The organism is Sediminitomix flava (genome assembly GCF_003149185.1).
GTDB lineage: Bacteria > Bacteroidota > Bacteroidia > Cytophagales > Flammeovirgaceae > Sediminitomix > Sediminitomix flava.
In genome coordinates this window covers 543,094-567,070 of sequence record NZ_QGDO01000003.1, presented here as the reverse complement: position 1 = coordinate 567,070, position 23,977 = coordinate 543,094, and the positions used below count along the sequence as shown (strand labels likewise).

General features: G+C 36.8%; 18 protein-coding genes. 5 read left to right on the top strand and 13 right to left on the bottom strand.

From position 1 onward, the window contains the following. Positions 1-53: 53 nt before the first annotated feature. Both BC781_RS14095 and BC781_RS14090 read right to left on the bottom strand, forming a co-directional pair. Positions 54-833: an enoyl-CoA hydratase/isomerase family protein gene (locus tag BC781_RS14095; RefSeq protein ID WP_109618816.1), complete on the bottom strand. Its 780-nt coding sequence runs from the start codon at positions 831-833 to the stop codon at positions 54-56. Positions 834-969: 136 nt separating this feature from the next. Then, positions 970-1,902 (bottom strand): tetratricopeptide repeat protein, encoded by a 933-nt coding sequence (locus BC781_RS14090; protein ID WP_262510265.1) that lies wholly within the window; start codon positions 1,900-1,902, stop codon positions 970-972. A gap of 194 nt (positions 1,903-2,096) precedes the next feature. Here BC781_RS14090 and BC781_RS14085 point away from each other — a divergent pair, with 194 nt between their 5' ends. Then, positions 2,097-4,106 (top strand): OmpA family protein, encoded by a 2,010-nt coding sequence (locus BC781_RS14085; protein WP_109618811.1) that lies wholly within the window; start codon positions 2,097-2,099, stop codon positions 4,104-4,106. Between the two features lie 152 nt (positions 4,107-4,258). Beyond that, on the top strand, positions 4,259-6,076 hold the full coding sequence (locus BC781_RS14080; protein ID WP_109618808.1) for a glycoside hydrolase family 15 protein: 1,818 nt from the start codon (positions 4,259-4,261) through the stop codon (positions 6,074-6,076). A gap of 45 nt (positions 6,077-6,121) precedes the next feature. On the opposite strand, the gene BC781_RS14075 is transcribed toward BC781_RS14080, so the two are convergent. Then, a complete protein-coding gene (locus BC781_RS14075) occupies positions 6,122-7,921 on the bottom strand; it encodes a 4Fe-4S binding protein (protein WP_109618806.1) in 1,800 nt (599 codons plus the stop codon). Between the two features lie 31 nt (positions 7,922-7,952). Beyond that, on the bottom strand, positions 7,953-9,461 hold the full coding sequence (locus BC781_RS14070; protein ID WP_158281481.1) for a PP2C family protein-serine/threonine phosphatase: 1,509 nt from the start codon (positions 9,459-9,461) through the stop codon (positions 7,953-7,955). Positions 9,462-9,732: 271 nt separating this feature from the next. Between BC781_RS14070 and BC781_RS14065 the strand changes: the two genes are divergently transcribed. Then, positions 9,733-10,794: a saccharopine dehydrogenase NADP-binding domain-containing protein gene (locus BC781_RS14065; RefSeq protein ID WP_109618802.1), complete on the top strand. Its 1,062-nt coding sequence runs from the start codon at positions 9,733-9,735 to the stop codon at positions 10,792-10,794. A 75-nt stretch (positions 10,795-10,869) separates the two neighbouring features. Here the strand turns inward: BC781_RS14065 and BC781_RS14060 are convergent, their stop codons facing one another. From BC781_RS14060 to mce, 9 genes are all read right to left on the bottom strand, one after another. Continuing rightward, positions 10,870-12,294: an OmpA family protein gene (locus tag BC781_RS14060; RefSeq protein ID WP_109618800.1), complete on the bottom strand. Its 1,425-nt coding sequence runs from the start codon at positions 12,292-12,294 to the stop codon at positions 10,870-10,872. A gap of 234 nt (positions 12,295-12,528) precedes the next feature. Then, on the bottom strand, positions 12,529-14,673 hold the full coding sequence (gene scpA / locus BC781_RS14055; protein ID WP_109618798.1) for a methylmalonyl-CoA mutase: 2,145 nt from the start codon (positions 14,671-14,673) through the stop codon (positions 12,529-12,531). A gap of 14 nt (positions 14,674-14,687) precedes the next feature. Continuing rightward, on the bottom strand, positions 14,688-16,517 hold the full coding sequence (locus BC781_RS14050; protein ID WP_109618796.1) for a methylmalonyl-CoA mutase family protein: 1,830 nt from the start codon (positions 16,515-16,517) through the stop codon (positions 14,688-14,690). A gap of 90 nt (positions 16,518-16,607) precedes the next feature. Then, a complete protein-coding gene (locus BC781_RS14045) occupies positions 16,608-17,912 on the bottom strand; it encodes an acetyl-CoA hydrolase/transferase family protein (protein WP_109618794.1) in 1,305 nt (434 codons plus the stop codon). A gap of 142 nt (positions 17,913-18,054) precedes the next feature. After that, a complete protein-coding gene (locus tag BC781_RS14040; protein ID WP_109618792.1) occupies positions 18,055-19,335 on the bottom strand; it encodes a sodium ion-translocating decarboxylase subunit beta in 1,281 nt (426 codons plus the stop codon). A gap of 28 nt (positions 19,336-19,363) precedes the next feature. Beyond that, positions 19,364-19,780 carry a biotin/lipoyl-containing protein gene (locus BC781_RS14035; RefSeq protein ID WP_109618790.1) on the bottom strand — a complete coding sequence of 139 codons (417 nt, stop codon included), beginning with the start codon at positions 19,778-19,780 and terminating at the stop codon, positions 19,364-19,366. A 2-nt stretch (positions 19,781-19,782) separates the two neighbouring features. Next, positions 19,783-20,106, bottom strand: coding sequence for an OadG family protein (locus tag BC781_RS14030; RefSeq protein WP_158281480.1), 324 nt, complete (start codon positions 20,104-20,106; stop codon positions 19,783-19,785). Between the two features lie 33 nt (positions 20,107-20,139). Then, on the bottom strand, positions 20,140-21,702 hold the full coding sequence (locus BC781_RS14025) for an acyl-CoA carboxylase subunit beta (RefSeq protein WP_109618785.1): 1,563 nt from the start codon (positions 21,700-21,702) through the stop codon (positions 20,140-20,142). Between the two features lie 227 nt (positions 21,703-21,929). Then, complete coding sequence (gene mce, locus BC781_RS14020) at positions 21,930-22,340, bottom strand: methylmalonyl-CoA epimerase (RefSeq protein WP_109618783.1); 411 nt, start codon at positions 22,338-22,340, stop codon at positions 21,930-21,932. A 153-nt stretch (positions 22,341-22,493) separates the two neighbouring features. Between mce and meaB the strand changes: the two genes are divergently transcribed. Together meaB and BC781_RS14010 are read left to right on the top strand one after the other, a co-directional pair. Continuing rightward, positions 22,494-23,492 (top strand): methylmalonyl Co-A mutase-associated GTPase MeaB, encoded by a 999-nt coding sequence (meaB, locus tag BC781_RS14015; protein ID WP_109618780.1) that lies wholly within the window; start codon positions 22,494-22,496, stop codon positions 23,490-23,492. A gap of 10 nt (positions 23,493-23,502) precedes the next feature. Then, positions 23,503-23,928: a diacylglycerol kinase family protein gene (locus BC781_RS14010; protein ID WP_245935619.1), complete on the top strand. Its 426-nt coding sequence runs from the start codon at positions 23,503-23,505 to the stop codon at positions 23,926-23,928. Positions 23,929-23,977 lie beyond the last annotated feature (49 nt).

Sequence of the window (23,977 nt, the reverse complement as noted above, 5' to 3'; positions counted from 1 at the left end):
AAACCCGCAGAAATCAAATTCCTGCGGGTTTACTTATGCATTAAATAAATTTCTTATTTGCCTGTAAAGATCGGCTTTCTCTTTTGTAAGAAAGCAGATGTTCCTTCTTTAAAGTCCTCTGTTCCACAACAGTTACCAAAAGCATTTGCCTCATTTTGGAAACCGTCATTTCCTGATGCAGCTAAATTGATGCAATCAATTACGTGAGAAATTGCAACAGATGCTTTTGAAAGGATTTTATCAATAATCTCAACAGATTTATTTACTACTTCTTCAACAGGAACAACATGGTTTACTAAACCAAATTCCTTTGCTTCAGCAGCACTGATGATATCTCCTGTCATGATCATCTCAAAAGCTTTTCCTTTCCCAACTAACTGAGTAAGACGTTGAGTCCCTCCATAACCAGGAATAAGACCTAAACTAACTTCTGGTAAACCAAATTTAGCATTTTCACTTGCTACTCTAATATGGCAAGCCATCGCTAATTCACTTCCTCCACCTAAAGCATAACCATTTACAGCTGCTACTACTGGCTTCGGACAGTTTTCAATTTGTGCAAAAATTTCTTGTCCTCTTTCAGCAAACTTTCGTCCGTTCATCTGAGTCAACTCCGAGATTTCAGCAATATCTGCTCCAGCTACAAAAGCTTTTTGTCCTTTCCCAGTAATCACTACTGCCTTAATCTCAGGTTCATCATATACACGCTGGAATGCACTATTCAATTCTTCCATAGTGGCAGAATTCAAAGCGTTCAATTTATCCTCACGGTTAATCGTAATCGTAAGAACGCCATTATTAGCTAATTCCAGTAAAAGATTTTCAAATTCCATTAGTTAACAGATTTTAGTTTTCCTGAGAAGTCACAAGTATTTTTTGACTTCCGCTTCCGCTATTGTACTGAACCAAGGGTAATTATATAAATATTTAATGAAAATTACACCCTAATCCCGTTGATATTTCAATCAACTAATCAATTTCTGTTTTGCAATTATAAGCATTTGAATGAAAGCCTTCCCCATTTTTCTGAGATTTTATGTAAAATGAGCACGCTTTTTCTATGTTTCCCTCTAACCTTTGAAGTTCAGCCTTAAAGAAATTATAACCCTCAAGATTTTCATCCATTGATTTTGCTTTTTCCAGAGTAGCTTCAGCTTTTTCAAACTCTTTATTTTGTGCAAAGTAAAATGAAAAATTTCTATACAACAAAGGATTCTTGTCATCATAATACTTTGAGATATCAAGATCATCTAAAGCCTTATCCAATTTACCCAGAAACAGAAGCGCTAAAGCTCTGTTATTTCTGAAATACGGATGAGATGAATCAATTTCTAATGCTTTATTAAACTCTAATTCACTTTTCTCAAATGAATTTTCTCTTAGGTACACTAAACCTAAATTATTGTATGCTAAAGCACTCTTTTTATCCAATTCTATTACCTTTTGGAAACTCTTTTTGGCCACATCATAATCACCATTTGAATAGGTTATATATCCAATATTTAAGAGACTAGCAATATCATTAGGTGAGTATTCAAGCTGTTTTTGAAAATCTAATAAAGCTGATTCATTTTGAGATAAAGCCAGTTTTGAAACTCCTCTAGTTGAAAAAAGAAAAGTTGAATCTGGGTTTGTCTTGATCAAAGAATCTAAAACCAATATTGTATTTTCATGCTTGTCTAGTTCTTGAAAAGCAAGTGCTTTATTTTTTGATGCTTCAAAATAACCTTCTCTGATCGCTTCTGCTTTTTCAAAATCAGAAAGTGCTTTTGGATATTCCTTTTTCTTCATCAATGCCACTCCTCTATTATTGATTGCATCTGCAAAAGAACTATCTAATTGATAAGATTCTGTAAAAAAGTGTATTGCTTCTTCATAATCTTTATCGTCCATTGCTATCATCCCTTTCAAGAAAAATTTATCCCTATCAGTTTGGCTAGAGCATGAAAACATAAAGATGAAGGAAGAAAATATTAAAATTCGAAACTGCCTATTTAAAAAAAACTCCATTGATTTGTTAGTTTTGTGAAATAACATTGACAAATTTAGTTAAGGACTTTTTAATCTAAAAAAAACTAAGGCTAATACTAATTCAGATGAAATATCTACAATTATCATTTTACATCTTTTTAAGTTGTATAACTCAATCTATTTTATTCGCTCAAGACGTTGAGTTTACAAAAAAGAATTTCCCAGATCAGAAAGAGCAGATGAAAGAAGCTGTTGAAAATATGAAAACTGGGCAGTCTTACATGGATGCTGGAGACTTTGATGGTGCTCTAGAATATTTGTTTAAAGCTCAAGAGTTTAACTCAAATAATGTAAGACTTAACTACATTATAGGTATCAGTTACCTTTACTGTACTCAGCATGATAAGACGAAAGCCTTAGAGTATTTAGAAAAGGCAATGGAACTGGATATGATTAATCCTGACCTAGATGAAATTCAAAAGTATTTGGGACTTACTTACCATTATAAAAGAGAGTTTCAAACAGCTATCAAGCATTTTCGTCGTTATATCGACTCTCACGGGGAGGATGAACTTATTTTAAAGAAGATTGAAGAATGTAGAAATGGAATTAGGTTAGCCGATAGTGGTGTTGAGGTTGAATTCATTAACCTTGGAGAAGCTGTAAACTCAGAATATGCTGAATACGGTGTAACCATTAATGCCGATCAAACTGAAATCTATTTTACATCTAGAAGAAGCAATTCAACTGGCGGTCAAATCAGTGGTGATCATCATTATTTTGAAGATATTTATTCTAGCAAATTCCAAAATGGTGCTTGGACTCCTGCATCGAACCTTGGTCATCCAATTAATACAGCCGAACATGATGCATCGGTAGCGCTTTCTCCTGATGGTAGTAAAATGATCATCTACAGAGAAGGACTATTATATGAAAGTATCAGAAAAGGGAGTCAATGGAGTGAGCCTAAGAAATTCCCAGAAACTATAAATATTTCAGAGCACCAACCATCAGCTTGTTATTCATATGATGGTAAAAAGCTTTTCTTCGTTAGTGACTATGATAAAAATACTCATGGAGGACTTGATATTTTTGTTTCTGAACTTCAAACAAATGGTCAGTGGGGAGAAGCTGAAAATTTAGGACTTGCCATAAATTCAATTTATGATGAAGATGCTGTTTATTTCCACCCTGACGGAAAAACTCTTTATTTCTCATCTAAAGGGCATCACACTATTGGTGGTTACGACATATTCAAAAGTACTTTAAAACACGGTACTTGGACAGAAGCAGAAAGCATGGGAAGTCATATCAATACTCCTGGTGATGATATTTTCTTATCGATCACAGCCAAAGGTGATGAAGGATATATTGCAACTTGGAGAGAAGATTCTTATGGTTCTAAAGATATTTATAAAATTGACTTTAAAATTAAAGAGGAGGAACCTGTTGTAGTTAAGGAAGAACCTGAACCTGTAGAAGTAAAAGAAGAAGTAGTAGTGGTTGAAATTGCTAAACTAATTCTTTTCAAAGGGTTTATTCTCGATGAAGAATCACAATCACCTGTAACAGCAAATATCACTATTACAGACGTAAATACGAATGAGGAAATCACTTCCATTACATCAAATAGTGAGACAGGTAAATTCTTGATGCCACTTCCTAGTGGAAAAGACTATGCAATTAATATTGATGCAGAGGGTTATCTTTTCCATTCAGAAAACTTTTCAATTGAAGAGAGTACGGAGTATTATGAAGCTGAAAAAATCATCACTCTGAATAAAATTAAAGTTGGTAGTAAAATTATCCTTAGAAATGTATTCTTTGACACCAACAGTGCTAACCTTAAGACAGAATCTGAACCCGAACTAGATCATTTGGTTATGATTCTGAATGAGCACCAAGATCTGAAAGTTGAGATTGGTGGGCATACAGATGATGTAGGTAATGAAGGTTATAACCAGCAATTATCAGAAAAAAGAGCTCAATCTGTTGTTTCATATCTTATTGGTAAAGGAATTGAAAGCAGTCGCTTAGTTTCAAAAGGATATGGAGAAAGCACACCAATTGCGGATAATACCACGAAAGATGGTAGAGCATTAAACAGAAGAACAGAATTCCAAATTATAGAATAAGAATCTACTTAATCACATAATAAAAGCTATGTTTTCTACATGAGAACATAGCTTTTTTTGTTTAAGGCAAAAAGAAGGTGTATCTTTTTACTATTACTTAACTATACTCAAAAATTCAGATCATATTTTAAACTTATTCTTACAATCATACTATGTCTACCCCTCAGAATAGTGAGGAAACTCACAAATACCCCTATGGAATTATTGGAAATTGTGCTTTCTTGGCTCTTGTCAGTGATAAAGCCTCAATCGATTGGCTATGTTTTCCAAGGTTTGATAGTAGTTTCTTGTTTGGAAAACTTTTGGATGAAGAAAAAGGAGGTTCTTTCTCAATAGTCCCAGAAGATCCAAACTTTACCACCACTCAAACTTACATTACAAATACGAATATCATTGAAACCAAATTTGAAACGGTTGATGGTAGTTTTTTGGTCGTGGACTTTGCTCCAAGATTCGAACAACAACAACGTACCTTCAAGCCACTCATGTTGATGAGGAAAATTATTCTTCTCAGTGGTAGCCCAAGAATCAAAGTAATTTGTAATCCAACTGGAGATTATGGCGAAATCGTACCTGATAAACTATTTGGTAGTAACCATATTCGTTATCAAGGTTTGGAACAAAGAGTTAGACTTACGACAGATATTTCATTGTCTTATATCAGTGAAGAAGAGTATTTCGTTTTAACAGACTCCAAATACCTCACATTGACTTGGGGTATCCCATTAGAAGGCGGATTAAAAGAAACTACAGGTAATTTCCTCAAAAAGACGATTGACTATTGGAGAACTTGGGTAAAAAATACAACGACAGAGTTCTTTGAACAAGAAGCGATCATTCGTTCTGCCCTAACCCTCAAGCTACACCAATACGAGGACACCGGTGCTATTATAGCAGCTGCAACTACAAGTTTACCAGAAGCACCAAACAGTACTAGAAACTGGGATTATCGCTTCTGTTGGATGAGAGATACGCACTATACCTTAAAAGCACTCAATGACCTCTCCCACTTCACTGAGCTTGAAAAATATGCCAACTACATTGAGAATATTGCTTTAAAGAGGGAAAGCAGAGATAGTGAAAGATTGAATCCATTGTACCCAATCGTTCCTAATAAACTACCAGAAGAGAAAATCTTAGACTTGAATGGCTACAAAGGGAACAAACCTGTACGAATCGGAAATCAAGCCTATGAACATATTCAGAATGATGTTTATGGACAAGTGATGGTGACCTTGTTACCTCTTTTCACTGATAAAAGATTAACCTACAATAGCACACCTCATATGCGAGAGCTAGTAATGGGAGGATTAAGGTTGATCGAAAGAACAATGGATGAACCTGACAATGGACTTTGGGAATTCAGAGGTCTAAAACAAAAACACTGTTTTACCTTCCTTTTCCACTGGGCAGGCTGTCAAGCAGCTCTCAGAATAGCTGAAGAAATGGAAGACTTCCAAATGCACAATCTAAGTCATGAGTTATCACTAGAGTCAGCCAAACGAATTGAAGAATGCTATGACAAGGAAAGAGGGGTTTATACACAAGCTATTGGAGTCAAACACCTAGATGCAAGTTTACTTCAGCTCATAAATATGGAATATCTTGATCCAAATTCTGAAAAAGCGAAAAGGCATTTGATGGAAATGGAAAAGGAATTGAAAACTGACGAAGGGTTATTCTTTAGATACAAACATGCAGATGATTTCGGTGAGCCAGAAACTACGTTCTTAATTTGTGCATTCTGGTATGTTGAAGCTCTTGCTCGTGTTGGTAGAATTGAGGAAGCTATTGAGACATTTAATAATATCAAGGGTTACTCAAATCATCTAGGACTTCTAAGTGAAGATGTAGATGCACATACAGGAAGTCAATGGGGTAACTTCCCTCAGACATACAGTCATGTCGGTCTTGTAAATGCTGCTTTTGCTATTTCTAGAAAAACTGCTAAACCTATCTATTTAAAATAAAAAAATGCCCGAGGATGAAATGATCATTCTTGGGCATATTCTTTTTTAAGCTTTTATCTCTTTTAGCTCAACTTTATTATTACCTAAAAGAATTGGATTTCCGAATCGATTTTCTTCTTTCCCATTCTCAAGTTTTAGCACTCCCCTAGGGCACACTGAAGCACAAACCCCACAGCCTACACAAGATGACCTTACGATGTTCTGTCCCCTTTGAGCATACCAACGAACATCAATCCCCATTTCACAGTAAGTTGAACAGTTTCCACAAGAAATACATTGTCCTCCATTCGTAGTAATTCTAAATCTAGACTTAAATCGTTGAACTAAACCTAAATAAGCCGCTAAAGGACAACCAAATCGACACCAAACTCTGTTTCCCATGAGTGGATAAAAACCCGTTCCTACCACACCAGAAAAAACACTACCAATTCCAAAGCCATACACTGATCTTACTTGGTAGGTATTCATTCCTAAGAAACTAGAACTGCTTGTAAAGTACGTATAAAGTACTCCAGCTGTCATAACTACTGCGAATACAAGAACTGAATGAATTACGATTCTTTCAATCTTCCATGCTTTTAAAGATTTATCTGATAGTTGTCTGAATGGATCACCTAATGTCTCTGCTAAACCACCACATCCACAAACCCAAGAACAATACCATCTCTTTCCGAAGAAATATGTAAAAACAGGTACAGCAACAGCAACCAAAGCAATCCCCCAAACCAACATAAAAATTCCTAATTGACCACTTGCTATCAATTGTGATAATGAATTATCAAAGAAGAAGTCATAATCTAAAGGCCAGATATTCTTAAAATCGTAATATGGGTAATTAAGTCTGATCAGAATCTCAGGAATTAGGAAAGCAAAAGCTGTCTGAAAAAACATTACAGAAATTGTTCTCAAAATCTGATAATTATTCCTCTTATACTTGATCATCATTCTAATCCCCATCACCCAAATACAAATCGTATAAAGGAAACCATATAGGAAAAACTCTCCTGCCTCATTTCCACTTAACAGCTTACTTACAGGGTCAACCATGATCACCCATGAAGTCATATACTCAGGGTAGAAATACAAAAGTATGTAGAACAAGATCAAGAATGAACCCAAGAGAATTCCTAACCAGCCTTTGTTTGTAAGAGCAGATTGGAAATTTCTATCATTAGTGAAAGCTTCAACATTTTTCTGTTGGGGTAAAATAAAAAGTAAAGCCCCTACTACTGCTCCTAAATAAGTGAGAAGTAAGAATAATAATGGATTTTGCCTTACAGGACTTGTATTCGCACTCTTTACAAGATTAAAGCGAACAGATTTAATCTGATATTGATCGATTCCTTTGTAAGTAGCAATCCCTTTATTTATATCTGAAACTTTAGCTGTTAACTGACTTTCTAATTCGTCTGTGGAATTATAGACTTTATTATCCATCCAAGAGGTATAACTCTGAAGCATTTCTTTCTTGAAGTTTAATACTTCTTCATCACCCGATAGCTGACTTTGAGCGACCTCTAATTGATAAGTATTCTCTCCTTGTAAAATTTTAATGATCGAGCTGATCTCAGTCACACTAATTCCATACTTAGCGACAACTAATTCATTTGTTTTATTAAACTCTGAATTTAAATCATTCACAAAAGAAATTGAGCTTAAGTATTCTTGACCAATCATAGAATTGTCTTTCAAGAATAACGCTCTTTTTTCTTCGTCTTGAATACTTTTATTGACAGTCTCTACATCTAGATTATATGTTTCCACAAATGGAACTGAAAGAAACAGCCCAAAAGCAGCTATAAAAATTAGAAGACCTAGAATAGATAAATTTCTTTTACTTTTCATTGATATTCAACTATGATATAGATCAAAGATATTATAATTCAATTCCGATGAGTAATACATCATCTAACTGTCTCAAATTCCCTTTCCAATCCACAAAAATTCCCTCCATTTTTTCTCCTAATTCTAGCAAAGGAATATGTTCATGGTCTTTTATGGTATTTACAAGTCTTCGAGATAAGAACTTTCGGCCATCTGGCCCACCTATTTGATCTTGGTAGCCATCAGAAAATAAATGGATTGTATTCCCACTTGAATAGTTTAAAATATGAGTTTTAAAAACTAACTCTCCAAGTCTTGATTGGTATTGGGTACCTCCTATCGGGAATCTATTTCCTTTGATCGTTTTAATTTCTTCACCCTGATTTATAACCAATGGTCTATTCGCACCAGCAAAATGCAATTCATTTGTATTTGGATCAATCTTAACCAAAGCGATATCCATTCCATCGTTGGTCATTTCCGAATTCTCTTCTTGTCTCAACAAAGCAACAATCTCTTTGTGTAATGTAGTCAAGATCATTCCTGGGTCAGAAATTCTATCCTTACCAATGAGTTTATTTAACAAGAAGTGTCCAATTACAGAAAGTAATGCACCAGGAACTCCATGACCTGTACAATCTACTGCTGCTACAAATATTTCACCTGTTTCTTTGTTAGAAATCACAAAAGGGAAATCTCCACTCACTTTTTCTTTTCCTTGATAAAGGATATATGATTTGTCGAAATACTTTCGAAGATCCACCTCACTAGGTAATAATGCTTTCTGGATACGGTTTGCATATTGAATACTATCAGAAATTTCTTTATTCTTTTTGGTAATCAACTGATAAGAAGCCATCAATTCTCTTTTGTTCGCTTCTTCAGTATCCATGATTCGTTTTAGGAAAAAGTAAACCAAAGCAAGCCCCATAATTAAGACTGCAAAACTCAGGAGAATATCCTCTATTAAAATTGAAAAAGCTCGATCTCTAAACTTATCTAAAGATTCATCGACATGAATGACTCCAACCACTTTCCCTTCACTGTTTTTAATAGGAGCAAAAGCCGAAATCCACATACCATGTTCTGTTTCGTAACCATCTATTACTCCACCTTTATCATAGTTTTCCTTTAATGTAGCTGGAAAGATTTTGTAAGGATTTCTGTAAAAAAACTGCTCTGATGTATGCAATACAAACTCGAAAAAACCTTTTTCTTCTTCCCAAACTAAAGTATAAATTTCAGTCTCAAGTTGATTAGATTCTTTAATTGTTCTGAGTTTTTTCCATAAGGTCATAAAATGCTCATCTTGAAATGAAGCATTGATATCTCCTTGTTTTGTATACTTTTCAGAAACATATTCATGAACATCTCCATTTAAAGTCAATGCAGTAGTATTCGCTATAGCAGCTAACTTTGCTTGTACAGCAGTCTCTGTATTTTCTAGATATTCAATATAATTCTGTACGGTTAGGTAAGTTGTAGCAATTAATAAGGTCATACAAACCACTATCAAAATCCTAGTACTGAGCGTACGAGCAGTAGTTAAAAAACGTGTCATAGAGTTGGTTCTAGCTTTATATGGAATTGAACAATTAAAACTCATTCAACTCCGAATTGTTTAATGTAATGTTTGTAGTTTTCTTCGATTATTTAAATCATCTACAAAAAATAATCCACTCAATAAGGTAACTCGACAAAATATAATATAACTCTATTTAAGAATGTAAAATGTCTTAAGGTCATTTTTATACTTAAGTTCGAGTGCTTTCATACGAGTAAGGAACACAAATTCGAATAATTGCATTTTAATAGTGTTTCACGCAAAAAAAATGGATAGAGTAAAAGTCATGCTATACGGAGCTGGAGGTCTTTTAGGAAAACTAATCCTTCAGAATCTTCAAAATAATGAAAATTTGGAGATCATTCTTGCTGGAAGAATCAAAGATATCGAGCTCTTTAAAGATTTTGATATGTATGAAACTCGCTTTTTTAACTTAGATAATGATTACGAAATCAATAGAAATATTCAAGATTTAGATATCCTTTTGAATATGGCTGGCTCTTATCACAAAACAGCTTTAACTCTAGCGAATGCATGTGTTGAATACGAAGTACATTACCTAGATTTTTCCAAATATTCTACCGATTACGAAACACTTTTCATTCTAGATGAACAGGCAAAGCTGAAAAATATCATGCTCATGCCCGGGATTGGTTTTTCTATCGTCCCGACAGATATACTTGCTACTCATCTAAACAATAAGATTTCAGAAGCTCAAAAATTGATTTTAGCAATCATGACTCCAATTGGGGGAATTACGCAAAATCACTTACTCAATATACTTCATAAGTCTTCTACTACTGGAACATTCTTGGTAAATGGGACTACCCAAATAGTAAGAGCCGCTCATAAAAAGCTTGAAGTAAAAGTACATGGCCATACTTTTGAAACAATTTCAGACCCTTGGAGAGGTGATACCTTTAGTGTATCACTAAATAGTGATATTCCAAATGTTGAAACATACACTTACTATCCTAAATTATTTAGCTTACTTCTTGAATACTCTCATCGAATCGATTGGATGTTACACCCCTCAATCCCCGAATGGATTATTAAAAAAGTAGGTAAAAAGGAAATTGGGGATATTTCACCAGACCATAGGACCTATGCTTATGCAAAAATTATTAACCACACTCATTATGTAGAAAGTTATATTGAAGGCCCTGACATGTATAATTTTTCAGCTAAAACGGCTCAGATTATTATTCAAAAAGTTGCTGATGGGAAATGGAAAAAAGGCTTCCAAACTCCAGGAAATCTATATGGAAATAAAATCATTGACCATATTTCTGATGTAAAAATGCATACTTCAAAAATGAAAAAACTCTAGGGCTAACTATTTTACACGGCAAAAAAATCCCTAGTATTTACATACTAGGGACTCTTCTTTGAAAAGAAGTTTCAACTAATCTCTTCTAACATCTATAACTACGTCAATTCTACGATTCATTTGAGCACCTTCTTTTGTATCATTTGAAGCGATCGGTTTTGACTCTCCATAACCAACTGCTTTAATATGGTCTGCATCATACTCTGGAAGATTGGCTGACATATAATTCTTTACAGCTTCTGCTCTTTCTTCAGACAATTTCTGATTCGCTTTTTCACCACCCGAAGAATCTGTATGTCCTTCTACAGTTATTTCATTAGTAGGAAATACTCTTACAGCATTTTCAACCTGACGAAGAGTTGCATAATTTGATTGCTGAATTTCTGCACTACCAATTGGGAATGCGAATGATTTCATACGAAGGATGATTTTATCTTGTTGTCTGAAAACTTCAACTTCGTCGGGATTAAACATATTAAAGACTTCATTGAATTTAGCCTCTACTTCTCGCTCATGTGCCAGCATTGCCCTCACTTCTTCTAAACTCCCGATTTCACTTGAATATTCATCAAGGTTTCCTTGAAGTTCATCAATTGTTCCCATCAACATATCCATACTGTCACGTAAAGCTTGAACAGCAGAGTTCACCTCATCTACTCCATTGGCAGTTCCTTCATCAAATGCAGGGCTTATTCCAACTACTGAACCTATACGAGCTATATCTGACTGATGTCCTAAAATTATATCTTCTTTACTAGCCTTGCTTTTCTTAAGCTCTTTGACTTCTTTATTGATCGCCATAGACTGTTTTGCCTTATACTCAGCTTCTTTGGCATACATTTCAGCTTCTGTCAGATTGTATCTTGAGGCTTCGGCTACAGTGACACCTTTAGTCAAACTCGTCTCTGCACCATCCAATGTTTTCTCCGCAGTTTTTTGAACTTTATTGTCTTCTGCTTCATCTATCATTTCTTCTGCTTCACCAAAAACATTGGTTTTGATAGACTCCATCTCTGTACTTTGATATTGCTCTTTTGCTTCTTCTGAAACACTTGCAGCCTTAGACTCTTTACCTTTCTCTAGTTTTTCAGCGGCATGATTAAGCCTCTTCTCTGCATCATTCCACATTTCCTCCTGATTGTCAGGACTACCTGCTTCAACTGCAGCACTTCTTGCATCTAATGCATCATTGAACATTGTTCTTGCCTCTGGAGCATGTTCTACACAATACTCAAATTCACCTGTGGCTTTGTCAATGTTTTTCTGGATCTTTTCTAACGACTTTCCTTTCTCAAAATCACTTTGTGCCTTTTCTAAATACTCCATACCTTTTTCATAGGATGAAGGAGTTAACATTTCAGCATCTTGGTTGTCTGCTTGCTCTTTTAGCATATTTACCTCTGCAAATAATGAGGATCTTGAGTTTTGAGCGAGTAGTGTGGAGAAATAGAAGTTTGAAACAATGAATGTTAGAATTACTTTAAATAAAATTCCTTTCATAACTGTATTTGCTCGTTTTTCTTGTAATAGTTAAAAGGTCACTTTAGAAAGTACACCTCACAAGAAACAACAGTCATAATCTCTTATTTGAACATTTTGGACTTTGTATTAACAAAATAATTTAGCAAACCTTATATCATAAGTGTTAATACATACTTTCAAAAGTAGATTTTGAGCAAAAAGAAACCCGAAAGACAAAGTCTATCGGGTTCTAAAGAAAATACAAATCTATAATTATGAATCTTGTGCTTCTTCTTCAAGCATTTTTTCAAGCATCTTCTTCGCACATTCTGGAATGACAGAACCTGGTCCGAAAACAAATGCAACACCTCTTTCATACAGATAATCATAATCTTGCGCTGGAATTACACCACCTGCAATAACCATGATATCTTCACGTCCTAGTTTCTTCAACTCTTCAATTAATTGAGGAATCAAAGTCTTGTGACCTGCTGCCAATGATGACGCTCCCACTACATCTACATCATTTTCAACTGCCTGACGTGCTGACTCTTCTGGTGTTTGGAACAATGGTCCGATATCTACATCAAACCCAATATCTGCGTAAGAAGTAGAAACTACTTTAGCTCCACGGTCGTGACCATCCTGTCCCATTTTGGCAATCATGATACGAGGACGACGACCTTCAATTTCTGCAAACTTATCAGCCAATTCTTGTGCTTGCTTAAAGGCTGAATTGTCTTGAGCCTCTTTTGCATATACACCAGAAATTGAACGGATAACTGCTTTATGACGTCCGAAATGTTTTTCCATAGCATCTGAAATTTCACCCAAACTAGCTCTTAGTCTGGCAGCATCAACAGCTAACTCCAACAAGTTTCCTTCACCTGTTTCAGCACAAACAGAAATTGCTTCTAGTGCTTTTTCAACAGCCCCTTGATCACGGTTAGCTTTCAAGTCTTTCAGTCTTTGAACTTGAGACTCTCTTACTGCTGTGTTGTCAACTTCTAAGATTTCAATATCTGCTGGTTCATCAGTTTGGTACTGGTTTACACCAACCAATGTATCTTTACCTGCATCGATACGAGCTTGACGACGAGCTGCAGCTTCCTCAATTCTCATCTTAGGAACACCTGTCTCGATCGCTTTTGCCATACCGCCAAGTTCTTCAACTTCTTGGATAAGCGCCCAAGCTTTCTCAGCAATTTGCTCCGTCAAGTACTCTACATAATGAGAACCTGCCCAAGGGTCAACTGACTTACATACATTTGTTTCTTCTTGGATGTAAAGCTGTGTGTTACGAGCGATACGAGCAGAGAAATCTGTAGGAAGTGCAATTGCTTCATCAAGTGCATTGGTGTGCAATGATTGCGTATGTCCAAGAGCTGCTCCCATTGCTTCGATACACGTACGTGAAACGTTATTGAATGGATCTTGCTCAGACAATGACCAACCTGAAGTTTGAGAGTGCGTACGCAATGCCATTGACTTAGGATTTTTAGGATCAAATTGTTTGACCAATTTAGCCCAAAGCATACGACCTGCTCTCATTTTAGCAATCTCCATGAAGTGGTTCATACCGATTGCCCAGAAGAATGAAAGACGGGGTGCGAAATCATCAATTCCCAAACCTGCTTTCAAACCTGTACGGATATATTCCAATCCATCCGCCAATGTATAAGCCAACTCAATATCAGCTGTAGCACCTGCTTCTTGCATGTGATAACCTGAGATTGAAATCGAGTTGAACTTCGGCATTTTATTCGAAGTATATTCGAAAATATCACCGATGATCTTCATTGAAGGAAGCGGTGGATAGATATAAGTGTTACGTACCATGAATTCTTTCAGAATATCATTTTGGATAGTACCACTCAATTTTTCTCTAGAAACACCTTGCTCTTCTGCTGCTACAATGTAGAATGCCATTACAGGAAGAACGGCACCGTTCATTGTCATAGAAACAGACATTTTATCCAATGGAATTTGATCGAAAAGAACTTTCATATCTTCCACTGAATCAATAGCTACACCTGCCTTACCTACATCGCCCACTACACGAGGGTGATCTGAATCGTAACCACGGTGAGTTGCCAAGTCAAATGCGACAGAAAGACCTTTTTGTCCTGCTGCCAAGTTTCTACGATAGAAAGCATTTGATTCTTCTGCTGTCGAGAAACCTGCGTACTGACGGATTGTCCAAGGACGAGTCACGTACATTGTAGAATAAGGACCTCTAAGGAATGGTGGCAAACCAGCTCCATAGTCTAGGTGCTTCATCTTTGCTGTTTCTTCAGCATCATAATAAGCAGGAACATCAATACCTTCGGCAGTTTCCCACTTTTTATCTAAAGCTTTAGCTTCTAGTTCTTCAAGCTTTAGTTTATTTATATCGATTTTCGAAAAGTCTGGTCTCATTTGAATTCAGCGGTTTAGTTGAATAGACGATCTTGAAGCGCTGTTAGAGAATCTAGTGTATTGACACGCATGTGAATGAAGTCATCCAAACCTGCGTCTTTCAATTCCTCAACAATTTCTGCAGGATAACCTGCCAAAATCAGCATTGTATGTGTGTTATGACGACGGAATGCATTCACAAATTCGAAAGCATGCTCTTTGTAATCGTCATCTGAAGCACAAAGTACTACGATTTCTTTTTCGTTTTTAGCACTTAACAAAGCTGCTTCTTCTGCTGATTTGTAAGGAACTTCTTGTGTTTCAAAACCTGCAACTTGGAAGAAGTCTCCAGCAAATGTTGCTCTAGCCTTACGCATTGCAAGATTTCCAAACAAAGCCAACTCAATTTGAGGACGGTTACCCGTTTCTTTCACATACTCCTCTGTACGTAACCTCAATGCTTCAAACTGAATTCCTGATCTTTGCTTTTTCAAAGCTTTTTTGTCAGAAGATTCCTCTTTTACCAAATGAATATCTGGCGTTTCCAACCCGTTTGGATAACGGTTTGTACCAACCAAGACCTTACGACGTTGCGAAATCAATTTATTATTCGCTTGTAATGTCTCCTCAATTTTCTCTTGGATATAACCTGCTTCAAAACAAGTTACAAAACCACCTTTACTTTCAATATCTTGGAATAAAGTCAAAGCTCTTTCCAAAATCTCAGAAGTAATTTTTTCAATATAATATGACCCTGCTGAAGGGTCTACTACTTTATCCAAGTATGATTCTTCCCTTAGAAGGTGAGAAATATTAAGGGCAATACGGTGGCTAAAATCGTTTTCTTCTCCTTGGTATTTGTTGTGAGGTGCAATCCAAATTGAATTACATCCACCCAATACCGCAGACATTGCTTCAGTTGTGTTACGAAGCAAGTTTACGTTAGGATCAAGAGTTGATTTTGACCATTCCGATGAAACCCCCATAATGTGTAATTGCTCTACAGGGAAGTTTTCATCGTACATTTTAGCTACTTCCAAAAGAAGTGTTCTTAAGGCTCTGTATTTCGCAATCTCTTGGAAATAATCTGATCCGAAAGCTGAAATTGGAAGTACTTCTTTAATTACTTCTTCAACATGAAGTTTTGTATCTGCAAAACGAGCAAGATACTCCGCTACCATATTTAACATGAATGCAGCTTCTTGGATGTGATTACCACCTGCATCTCTGATAATTTGAGAGCTAAGTGCCAACCCATAGAAATGTGGCATTTGTTGAGTAACAGACAATAAAGCTGCCCACTCTACCAATTCTTTTTCTTCAAAAAGTTGCCCTGTTTCCGTATACTTTTCAAGAAGATCACACTTAATGTAACCACTAAGTTTTTCCTTCGGCACATCTTGAAGTTTGGCATAAGCTACATAGTTTCTTACCCAAGCTTCTGGATTTTTTACATTTTCAAAAGAAACTGCACAGCAATCCAAGTAAATGCCTGTCAGAAGTTCTTCAGCATTTGGTGCTTCAACCGCTGCCAAATCAAAGATAATCCCTTCTGCTCCTCTTTTCCCTAATGCTTCCAAGGCTGTTTTATTTGCCTCTTTTTCATTAGTAACTTTGATTTTTCTGTAATTCACCCAAGCTCTTGGCGCTGCATCACCTTCAGCTTTAGGGAAAGTGTATTGTAGTTGATTAAAACTTTTCTCTTGCAGATCAGAACGCATATAGAACGGCTCCAAAGTATAGCCATTCTCTGTTCTCCAAAGCAGTTTTTTGTTAAAATCTGCTCCTTTCAAGTCCACAGTAGCCTTCTCTACCCACTGTGCTTTTTCTAAAGGAGGAAATGATTCAAATAAATTCTTCTCCATGGTTGATCAGAATACGATAGTTAAAAAGAAATCAGTCACGGCAGAGGAGTTTGAAATTCTCCTCTGCTATTACTTCTGGTTGTCTATTGGTTATACGGTAGCTGCTGCAACATTTAGCACTCCTTTACCGAAACGACGCATTGCTTGCTCTTCCAAATGCTCTCTGTGAGCTGGGTGAGCAATCTTGATCATTTCTTTTGCTCGTTGCAATAGATCTTTTCCATAAAGATCGGCAACTCCGTACTCTGTAACAATATAACGAACGTGTGCTCTTGTTGTTACTACACCTGCTCCTTCTTTTAGCATAGGTGAAATTTTTGATACACCTTTTGCTGTAATCGAAGGTAAAGCAATGATTGGTTTACCACCTTTAGACAAGGCTGCTCCACGCATAAAGTCCATTTGACCACCTACACCAGAGTACATTCTTGGTCCAATAGAGTCAGCACAAACCTGACCTGTAATATCTACTTCAATCGCTGAGTTAATTGCTGTTACTTTAGGATTTTGACGAATAACAGCTGTATCATTTACATGCGAAATATCTAACATTTCAATATCTGGATTGTCATCCATGAAATCATAAAGTCTGCGAGTACCCATTGCAAAACCAGAAATGATTTTACCTGTATGGATTTTTTTCTCGCTACCATTTACAATTCCTTTTTCAACTAGATCGATAAGACCTTCTGAGAACATCTCTGTGTGTACTCCAAGGTTCTTATGGCTGTGTAGTTGGTGTAATACTGCATTTGGAATACCTCCGATACCCATTTGAAGCGTAGCTCCATCTTCAATAAGTCCTGCGATATGATTACCGATAGCTACTTCTTCAGGAGTTGAAGAAGCGAACTTCATTTCATATAGTGGCTCATCTACTTCTACGCAAGCTTGGAATTCAGAAATATGAATAATCCCATCACCAAACGTACGAGGCATTTGTGGGTTAATTTGTGCGATAACTGTTTTTGCACATTTGATTGCTTGTGCAACTACATCTACAGATACACCCAATGAACAGAATCCGTGTTTATCTGGCACAGAAACATTTACCATTACAACATCTAATGGAATGATTCCTTGGCAGAATAATGAAGGAATTTCACTCAAAAAGATTGGCACATACTGAGCTGATCCTTGTTGAACCGCTTTACGCATATTGCCACCAATAAAAAAGGCATGTGTGTTAAATGACTCATTGTAAGGTGCATAAGCATATTCTGCATAGCCTTCTGTATGAATGTGATACACATCAATATCACTTAGCTCAGTATAGCGCTCAGTCATTGCTTTTGTAAGCGCTTGAGGTGTTGCAGAACCACCTTGAATCAAGACATTATCACCTGACTTAATGAGTTTTACGGCTTCTTCAGCACTTGTATAATTAATGTTCATAGTGTTTATAGTGTTTTTAGTTCTTAGTATCAATTAAAAAAGTGTTCAAGTGCTTCAGTACCTTTCTTGTGTTATTTAGAAGTCTGCTTGTGTTTAATAAAAAGACTTCCGCACTTGAACTGATAAACCAATTATTTATCTTCTAGAGTAGGAAACTCATCAATACTCCTGCCGCAATAGCTGAGCCTATCACTCCTGCCACATTTGGTGCCATGGCATGCATTAGTAAATGGTTAGATGAGTCGTGTTGTAATCCTACGTGTTGTACAACTCTTGCTGAATCTGGAACAGCAGAAACTCCTGCGGCTCCAATTAATGGATTTATTTTGCGATCTCCCTTCAAGAATAAATTCATGAATTTAGCGAATAAAAGACCACAACATGTGGCTACCATAAATGAAACAGCCCCGAGTACAAAGATTTTGATCGAATCTAGTGTTAAGAATTTATTGGCTTGAGTAGAAGCTCCTACAGTCACACCCAAAAGTATCGTTACGATATCAATCATTGAGGTTCGAGCTGTATTTGCTAAACGTTCAGTAACCCCACTTTCTTTCAAGATATTTCCGAAGAACAACATCCCTAGAAGAGGAATGGCACTTGGTGCTAAAAAGGTTGTGAGAATTAAACCGATAATTGGAAACAGAATCTTTTCTCTAGACGAAACAACTCTTGGTTGTTTCATATGAATCTTAGCTTCTTCTTTTGAAATCAACAACTTCATCAACGGAGGCTGGATCACTGGAACCAATGCCATGTATGAGTAAGCTGCAATTGCAATTGCTCCTAAAAGTTCTGGAGCTAATTTAGAAGCTAGAAAAATGGCCGTAGGCCCATCTGCTCCACCAATAATACCTATCGCACCTGCCTGTTCGAGTGAAAAACCTAAGCTTATAGCTCCAAAAAAAGTGGCGAATACACCAATCTGAGCTGCGGCTCCTAATAATAAAAGTTTAGGATTTGCGATAAGCGTAGAGAAATCAGTCATGGCTCCAATCCCCAAAAATATAAGCGGAGGATACACCCCATACTTCACTCCAAAATATAGGTAATTCAATACCGAGCCTTCTTCATAAATCCCGATCTGGTTTCCTTCAACAAAAGGAATATTTCCAATGATGACACCAACTCCAATCGGTACAAGTAAAAGAGGTTCAAACTTGTAGCGAATACCTAAAAATAGGAATACACAACCTGTGATAATCATGGCTAAATGTTGCAAAGTCAGATTTGCAAAACCAGTCAAATCAATAAAAGACCCAAGTCCTTCTAGGGTGAGACTCCAAACTCCTTTGGAAGCTTCAAGAGTTTGAACAGAGGTCAACAATTCACCTATTGGCTGTGCAAAAAGTTCTTGTTGCCCCAATGTCCAAAGTCCTGTAAGAATGGCCAAAGAGAAAAACACTGTTTTAAGTCTTCTCATAACATAGCTATTCGATTTGTATGAATCCTTATTCAATCTCGACTAAAACGTCACCTTGCATTACACTGTCACCCTCACTAACTCTAATGTCTTGGATAACACCGTCTGATTCTGCCAAAATAGAGTTTTCCATTTTCATGGCCTCCATCACCAAGATGGTATCTCCTCTTTTGACTGTTGCTCCAGTTTCTAATTTAATTTCTAAGATAGTTCCTGGAAGTGGAGCTGCAATTTTATTTGCTTTTTTACCTGTTGCTAATGGCTGAGCTTCAGCTTTCTTAGGAGCCGAACGAACGATCTTAGGCGTTTTAGAAGATTTCACTTCTCTTTCTAGCTCAACTGTGAATGACTCGCCATTCACTTCCATGTACATTGTGTTTCCTTCAAGGGAATTGATTACCACATTGTACTTACGCTCATTTATGTTGAATTTATAACTTTTCATAACTATCGACGGTGATAAACTAAATTGTTATGTGTTCCATAGATTTTCGAACTCCAAGGTGAATAGTTTTTCTTCACCTGATTGATGGTCAGCACTGTAGCTTCCTCATCATGTCGTTCGTCAAGATACAAATGCACTGCGGCACTGATGGCTGCTGTTGTTTCAGCATATGTATCTACACTTTCCTCTAATTTCACATCCTCTTCCCCTTCACTCAATCGATTAGGCATAATGCGATGAATCAACTGAGGAGAAACTTTGAATACAATAAACAGGGTAATGAGAACGACAAATACAACAGTGACTCCTGTTAGGGCGATCACCATTCCTTGATCTAAGTTTTCCATAATTACTGTTTATTATAATGGGATATTTGAGTGTTTCTTCGGAGGATTTAGTTCCTTCTTCGTCGCTAAAGTTTCCAACGAACGGATAATACGGAAACGAGTATTTCTTGGCTCAATCACATCATCAATATATCCGTAACGTGCTGCGTTGTAAGGGTTCGCAAACTTCTCTAGATACTCTTGTTCTTTCTCTAAGATGTATTGCATTTTCTCCTCTTCTGTTTCCATTTCTCTGATCTTACGACCTTCAAGAACCTCGACAGCACCTTTAGCTCCCATTACTGCAATCTCTGCGGTTGGCCAAGCATAGTTTACATCACCACGAAGCTGCTTACAACTCATTACATCATGTGCTCCACCGTAAGATTTACGAAGCGTAATTGTAATCTTTGGAACAGTTGCTTCACCGTAAGCAAATAGCAATTTAGCACCATGAGTAATGATTCCACCGTACTCTTGAGCACTACCTGGCAAGAATCCTGGTACGTCTACAAATGTAACGATTGGAATATTGAAGGCATCACAACAACGAACAAAACGAGCTGCTTTACGAGATGCTTCAATGTCTAGTACCCCTGCCAAATACTTTGGTTGGTTGGCTACGATACCCACCGAACGACCATTGTAACGCGCAAAACCTACTACGATATTTTGAGCATAACTTTGGTGTACTTCTAAAAACTCATTGTCATCTACTGTTGCATGGATAACATCTTTCACATCATAAGGCTGATTAGGATTATCAGGGATGATGTGGTTCAATGCATCGTCCAATCTGTCAATTGGGTCATGACAAGGATGCATTGGAGGCTCTTCCAAATTGTTTGAAGGAAGGTAGCTCAAGAGCTTTCTCAACATCAAAATTGCCTCATGTTCGTCTTTTGCAACAAAGTGCGTAACGCCCGACTTAGTTGCATGCATGTTAGGTCCACCTAAATCTTCAGTAGAGATAACCTCACCTGTAACTGTTTGAACAACCTTCGGTCCTGTCACAAACATGTAAGAAGTTTCTTCTGTCATCAAGACAAAGTCAGTAAGTGCTGGAGAGTAAACCGCACCACCCGCACAAGGCCCTAAGATTCCTGAAATCTGAGGAATTACTCCTGATGCCATGATATTTCTCTGGAAGATTTCAGCATAACCTGCCAATGATCTTACACCTTCTTGGATACGAGCACCACCCGAATCATTCAATCCGATCACTGGAGCACCAACCTTAAGTGCTTGGTCCATAATCTTACAGATCTTCAAAGCAAATGTTTCTGACAATGAACCACCGAATACGGTAAAGTCTTGTGCAAAAACAAATACTACACGTCCGTCTACAGTACCACGACCTGTGACTACACCATCAGAAAGATAATGTTGTTTTTCCAAGCCAAAAGAGTGTGTACGGTGCGTCACAAACATATCATACTCTTCGAAGCTACCTTCATCCAAGAACAATTCGATACGTTCTCTGGCGGTCAACTTCCCTTTCTTATGCTGAGCATCAATACGTTTCTCACCACCACCCATACGTGCTTCATCACGCTTGGCTACTAACTCCTGAATTTTTTCAATGTTACTAGGCATGTTGAATTAATTAGTGTTTTATAGAAGCCATCAAGAAAGTTTTATCACTTTCTCGATGGTTGTCCAATAGCTAAATGTTAATCAGGCAGTACATTCAGAGTTGATGTACCACACACACTTGAATCTTATTTTAATTTCGATCAAGCAAAAAATAGGATATCTGCCTTCTCACAGATTTGATTAATAAGGATACCTAAAAGGTAAGCGTAAGTGTTTAGTGTTGAATATTATTTGTTCTTGTCTTCGCAAAGCTCAGTAAGAACGCCAAATGTTGATTTAGGATGTAGGAATGCAATATCCAAACCTTCAGCACCTCCTCTTGGAGTTTTATCGATTAGTCTCACGCCTTTTTCTTCAGCATCAACCAATTGATCTTCAATATTGTCAACAGCAAAAGCGATATGGTGCATACCTTCGCCTTTCTTCTCAACAAACTTTCCAATAGGACCTTCAGGGTCTGTACTTTCCAATAACTCGATTTTTACTTCGCCTACTTTAAAAAATGCTGTCTTCACCTTCTGCTCTTCAACCTCCTCTATTCGATAGCACTCTAATCCTAGAACTTTCTCGTAATAAGGTATTGCAGTATCTAAATTTTTTACTGCTATACCAATATGCTCAATTTTGTTGACTTTCATATTGGTTTTGGTTAATCTTGAAATAATTAAAAAATAGCTCTTAGTTGCCTGCGTACAAATGACACTTGCATCATGTCGTAAAGGTCTGAAATCTTACATTCACTTTTAAAAGACCTACATCATCTTTTTAGATAATCTTAATCATGCTAGATAATGAGAAAACGCAATAGACTTTCGGCTGAATCCTATATAAAAGGAATTTTAGAGGGAGATCGAGTTATTTTAAGTAGAGCAATTACTGTCATAGAAAGTAATCATCCGCTTGATTTGCCCTTAGCCGATGAAATTTTGGAAGGAATTTTACCTCATACAGGAAATTCTTTAAGAATCGGGATCACGGGAGTGCCCGGTGTTGGTAAAAGTACATTTATTGAATCCTTTGGGAAAACAATCACAACTCAAGGAAAAAAATTGGCTGTGCTAACCATTGATCCGAGTAGCCAAAGGTCAAAAGGAAGTATTTTGGGAGATAAAACTAGAATGGAAGAACTTTCTCATGACCCACTTGCCTACATCCGCCCTTCAGCTTCGGGTTCTACATTAGGTGGAGTAAACCAAAAGACTAGAGAAACGATGCTTCTTTGCGAAGCTGCAGGTCATGAAGTAATCTTGGTTGAAACAGTTGGGGTTGGACAATCGGAAACGGCTGTTCATGGAATGGTAGACTTCTTCCTACTTCTAATGCTTGCTGGCGCTGGTGATGAATTACAAGGAATGAAGAAGGGTATTATGGAAATGGCAGATTTACTTGTCATCACAAAAGCAGATGGTGATAACAAACAAAAATGTAAACTTGCGGCTTCCAATTATAGAAATGCATTACACCTCTTCCCCCCTACTCCTTCGGGTTGGGAACCGAAAGTTCAACTTTGTTCATCGGTAGAAAAAGATGGACTGGAAGCTATTTGGGAAACCATGGATAGCTATTTTAATAAGGTGAAAATAAATGGCTATTTCCAACATAAAAGAGAAGAGCAACATGGTCAGTGGCTTGAAGAATCGATCAATGCTCACCTCAGAAATGACTTTTTCTCAAATCTGAATGTGAAATCTTTATTTGAGAATATAGAACCTGAAGTGGTGCATGGTAAAACAGCAGTTTCTTTTGCTGCTAGAAAACTACTTCAGACTTATAAAGAATCAACGAACTAGACTTATATATTTGAAAGAGGCATTTAAACGAATGCCTCTTTACTTTTTCCATTTCTACTATATGGGGCAATTTTCTGTAAAAGATCGAATCATGAGCTTCAAGTATGCTTTTAAAGGCATTTATTTTCTACTTAAAGAAGAACATAATGCTCGTATACATTTAGTCGCATCATTGTTTGTTGTGATACTTGGGTTCTATTTTCGTATTAAAGCAGCAGAATGGCAATGGCTTATTTTTTCAATTTCCTTTGTATTTGTGGTTGAGGCTTTAAATACTTGCATTGAAAACTTAGCAGATTTTATTCACCTAGATCAGCATCCTCAAATAGGGAAAATAAAAGATATTGCAGCAGCAGCCGTCTTGATAAGTGCTATTGGAGCCGCTCTGATCGGGCTTATCATTTTCATTCCTTACCTCTACGATTTGCCGTCCTAATAAGCATATGAATAAAAAAAGACTGCCACAATATAATGACAGCCTTTAA

Excerpts from the sequence above, each read along its gene's own strand:
- mce (WP_109618783.1), bottom strand. The coding sequence starts at position 22,340 with ATGAAAGTCAACAAAATTGAGCATATTGGTATAGCAGTAAAAAATTTA.
- BC781_RS14085 (WP_109618811.1), top strand. The coding sequence starts at position 2,097 with ATGAAATATCTACAATTATCATTTTACATCTTTTTAAGTTGTATAACT.
- BC781_RS14070 (WP_158281481.1), bottom strand. The coding sequence starts at position 9,461 with ATGACACGTTTTTTAACTACTGCTCGTACGCTCAGTACTAGGATTTTG.
- BC781_RS14045 (WP_109618794.1), bottom strand. The coding sequence starts at position 17,912 with ATGAACATTAATTATACAAGTGCTGAAGAAGCCGTAAAACTCATTAAG.
- BC781_RS14050 (WP_109618796.1), bottom strand. The coding sequence starts at position 16,517 with ATGGAGAAGAATTTATTTGAATCATTTCCTCCTTTAGAAAAAGCACAG.
- BC781_RS14065 (WP_109618802.1), top strand. The coding sequence starts at position 9,733 with ATGGATAGAGTAAAAGTCATGCTATACGGAGCTGGAGGTCTTTTAGGA.
- BC781_RS14035 (WP_109618790.1), bottom strand. The coding sequence starts at position 19,780 with ATGAAAAGTTATAAATTCAACATAAATGAGCGTAAGTACAATGTGGTA.
- BC781_RS14095 (WP_109618816.1), bottom strand. The coding sequence starts at position 833 with ATGGAATTTGAAAATCTTTTACTGGAATTAGCTAATAATGGCGTTCTT.
- scpA (WP_109618798.1), bottom strand. The coding sequence starts at position 14,673 with ATGAGACCAGACTTTTCGAAAATCGATATAAATAAACTAAAGCTTGAA.
- BC781_RS14025 (WP_109618785.1), bottom strand. The coding sequence starts at position 21,702 with ATGCCTAGTAACATTGAAAAAATTCAGGAGTTAGTAGCCAAGCGTGAT.
- BC781_RS14040 (WP_109618792.1), bottom strand. The coding sequence starts at position 19,335 with ATGAGAAGACTTAAAACAGTGTTTTTCTCTTTGGCCATTCTTACAGGA.
- BC781_RS14030 (WP_158281480.1), bottom strand. The coding sequence starts at position 20,106 with ATGGTGATCGCCCTAACAGGAGTCACTGTTGTATTTGTCGTTCTCATT.
- BC781_RS14090 (WP_262510265.1), bottom strand. The coding sequence starts at position 1,902 with ATGATAGCAATGGACGATAAAGATTATGAAGAAGCAATACACTTTTTT.
- meaB (WP_109618780.1), top strand. The coding sequence starts at position 22,494 with ATGAGAAAACGCAATAGACTTTCGGCTGAATCCTATATAAAAGGAATT.
- BC781_RS14075 (WP_109618806.1), bottom strand. The coding sequence starts at position 7,921 with ATGAAAAGTAAAAGAAATTTATCTATTCTAGGTCTTCTAATTTTTATA.
- BC781_RS14060 (WP_109618800.1), bottom strand. The coding sequence starts at position 12,294 with ATGAAAGGAATTTTATTTAAAGTAATTCTAACATTCATTGTTTCAAAC.
- BC781_RS14080 (WP_109618808.1), top strand. The coding sequence starts at position 4,259 with ATGTCTACCCCTCAGAATAGTGAGGAAACTCACAAATACCCCTATGGA.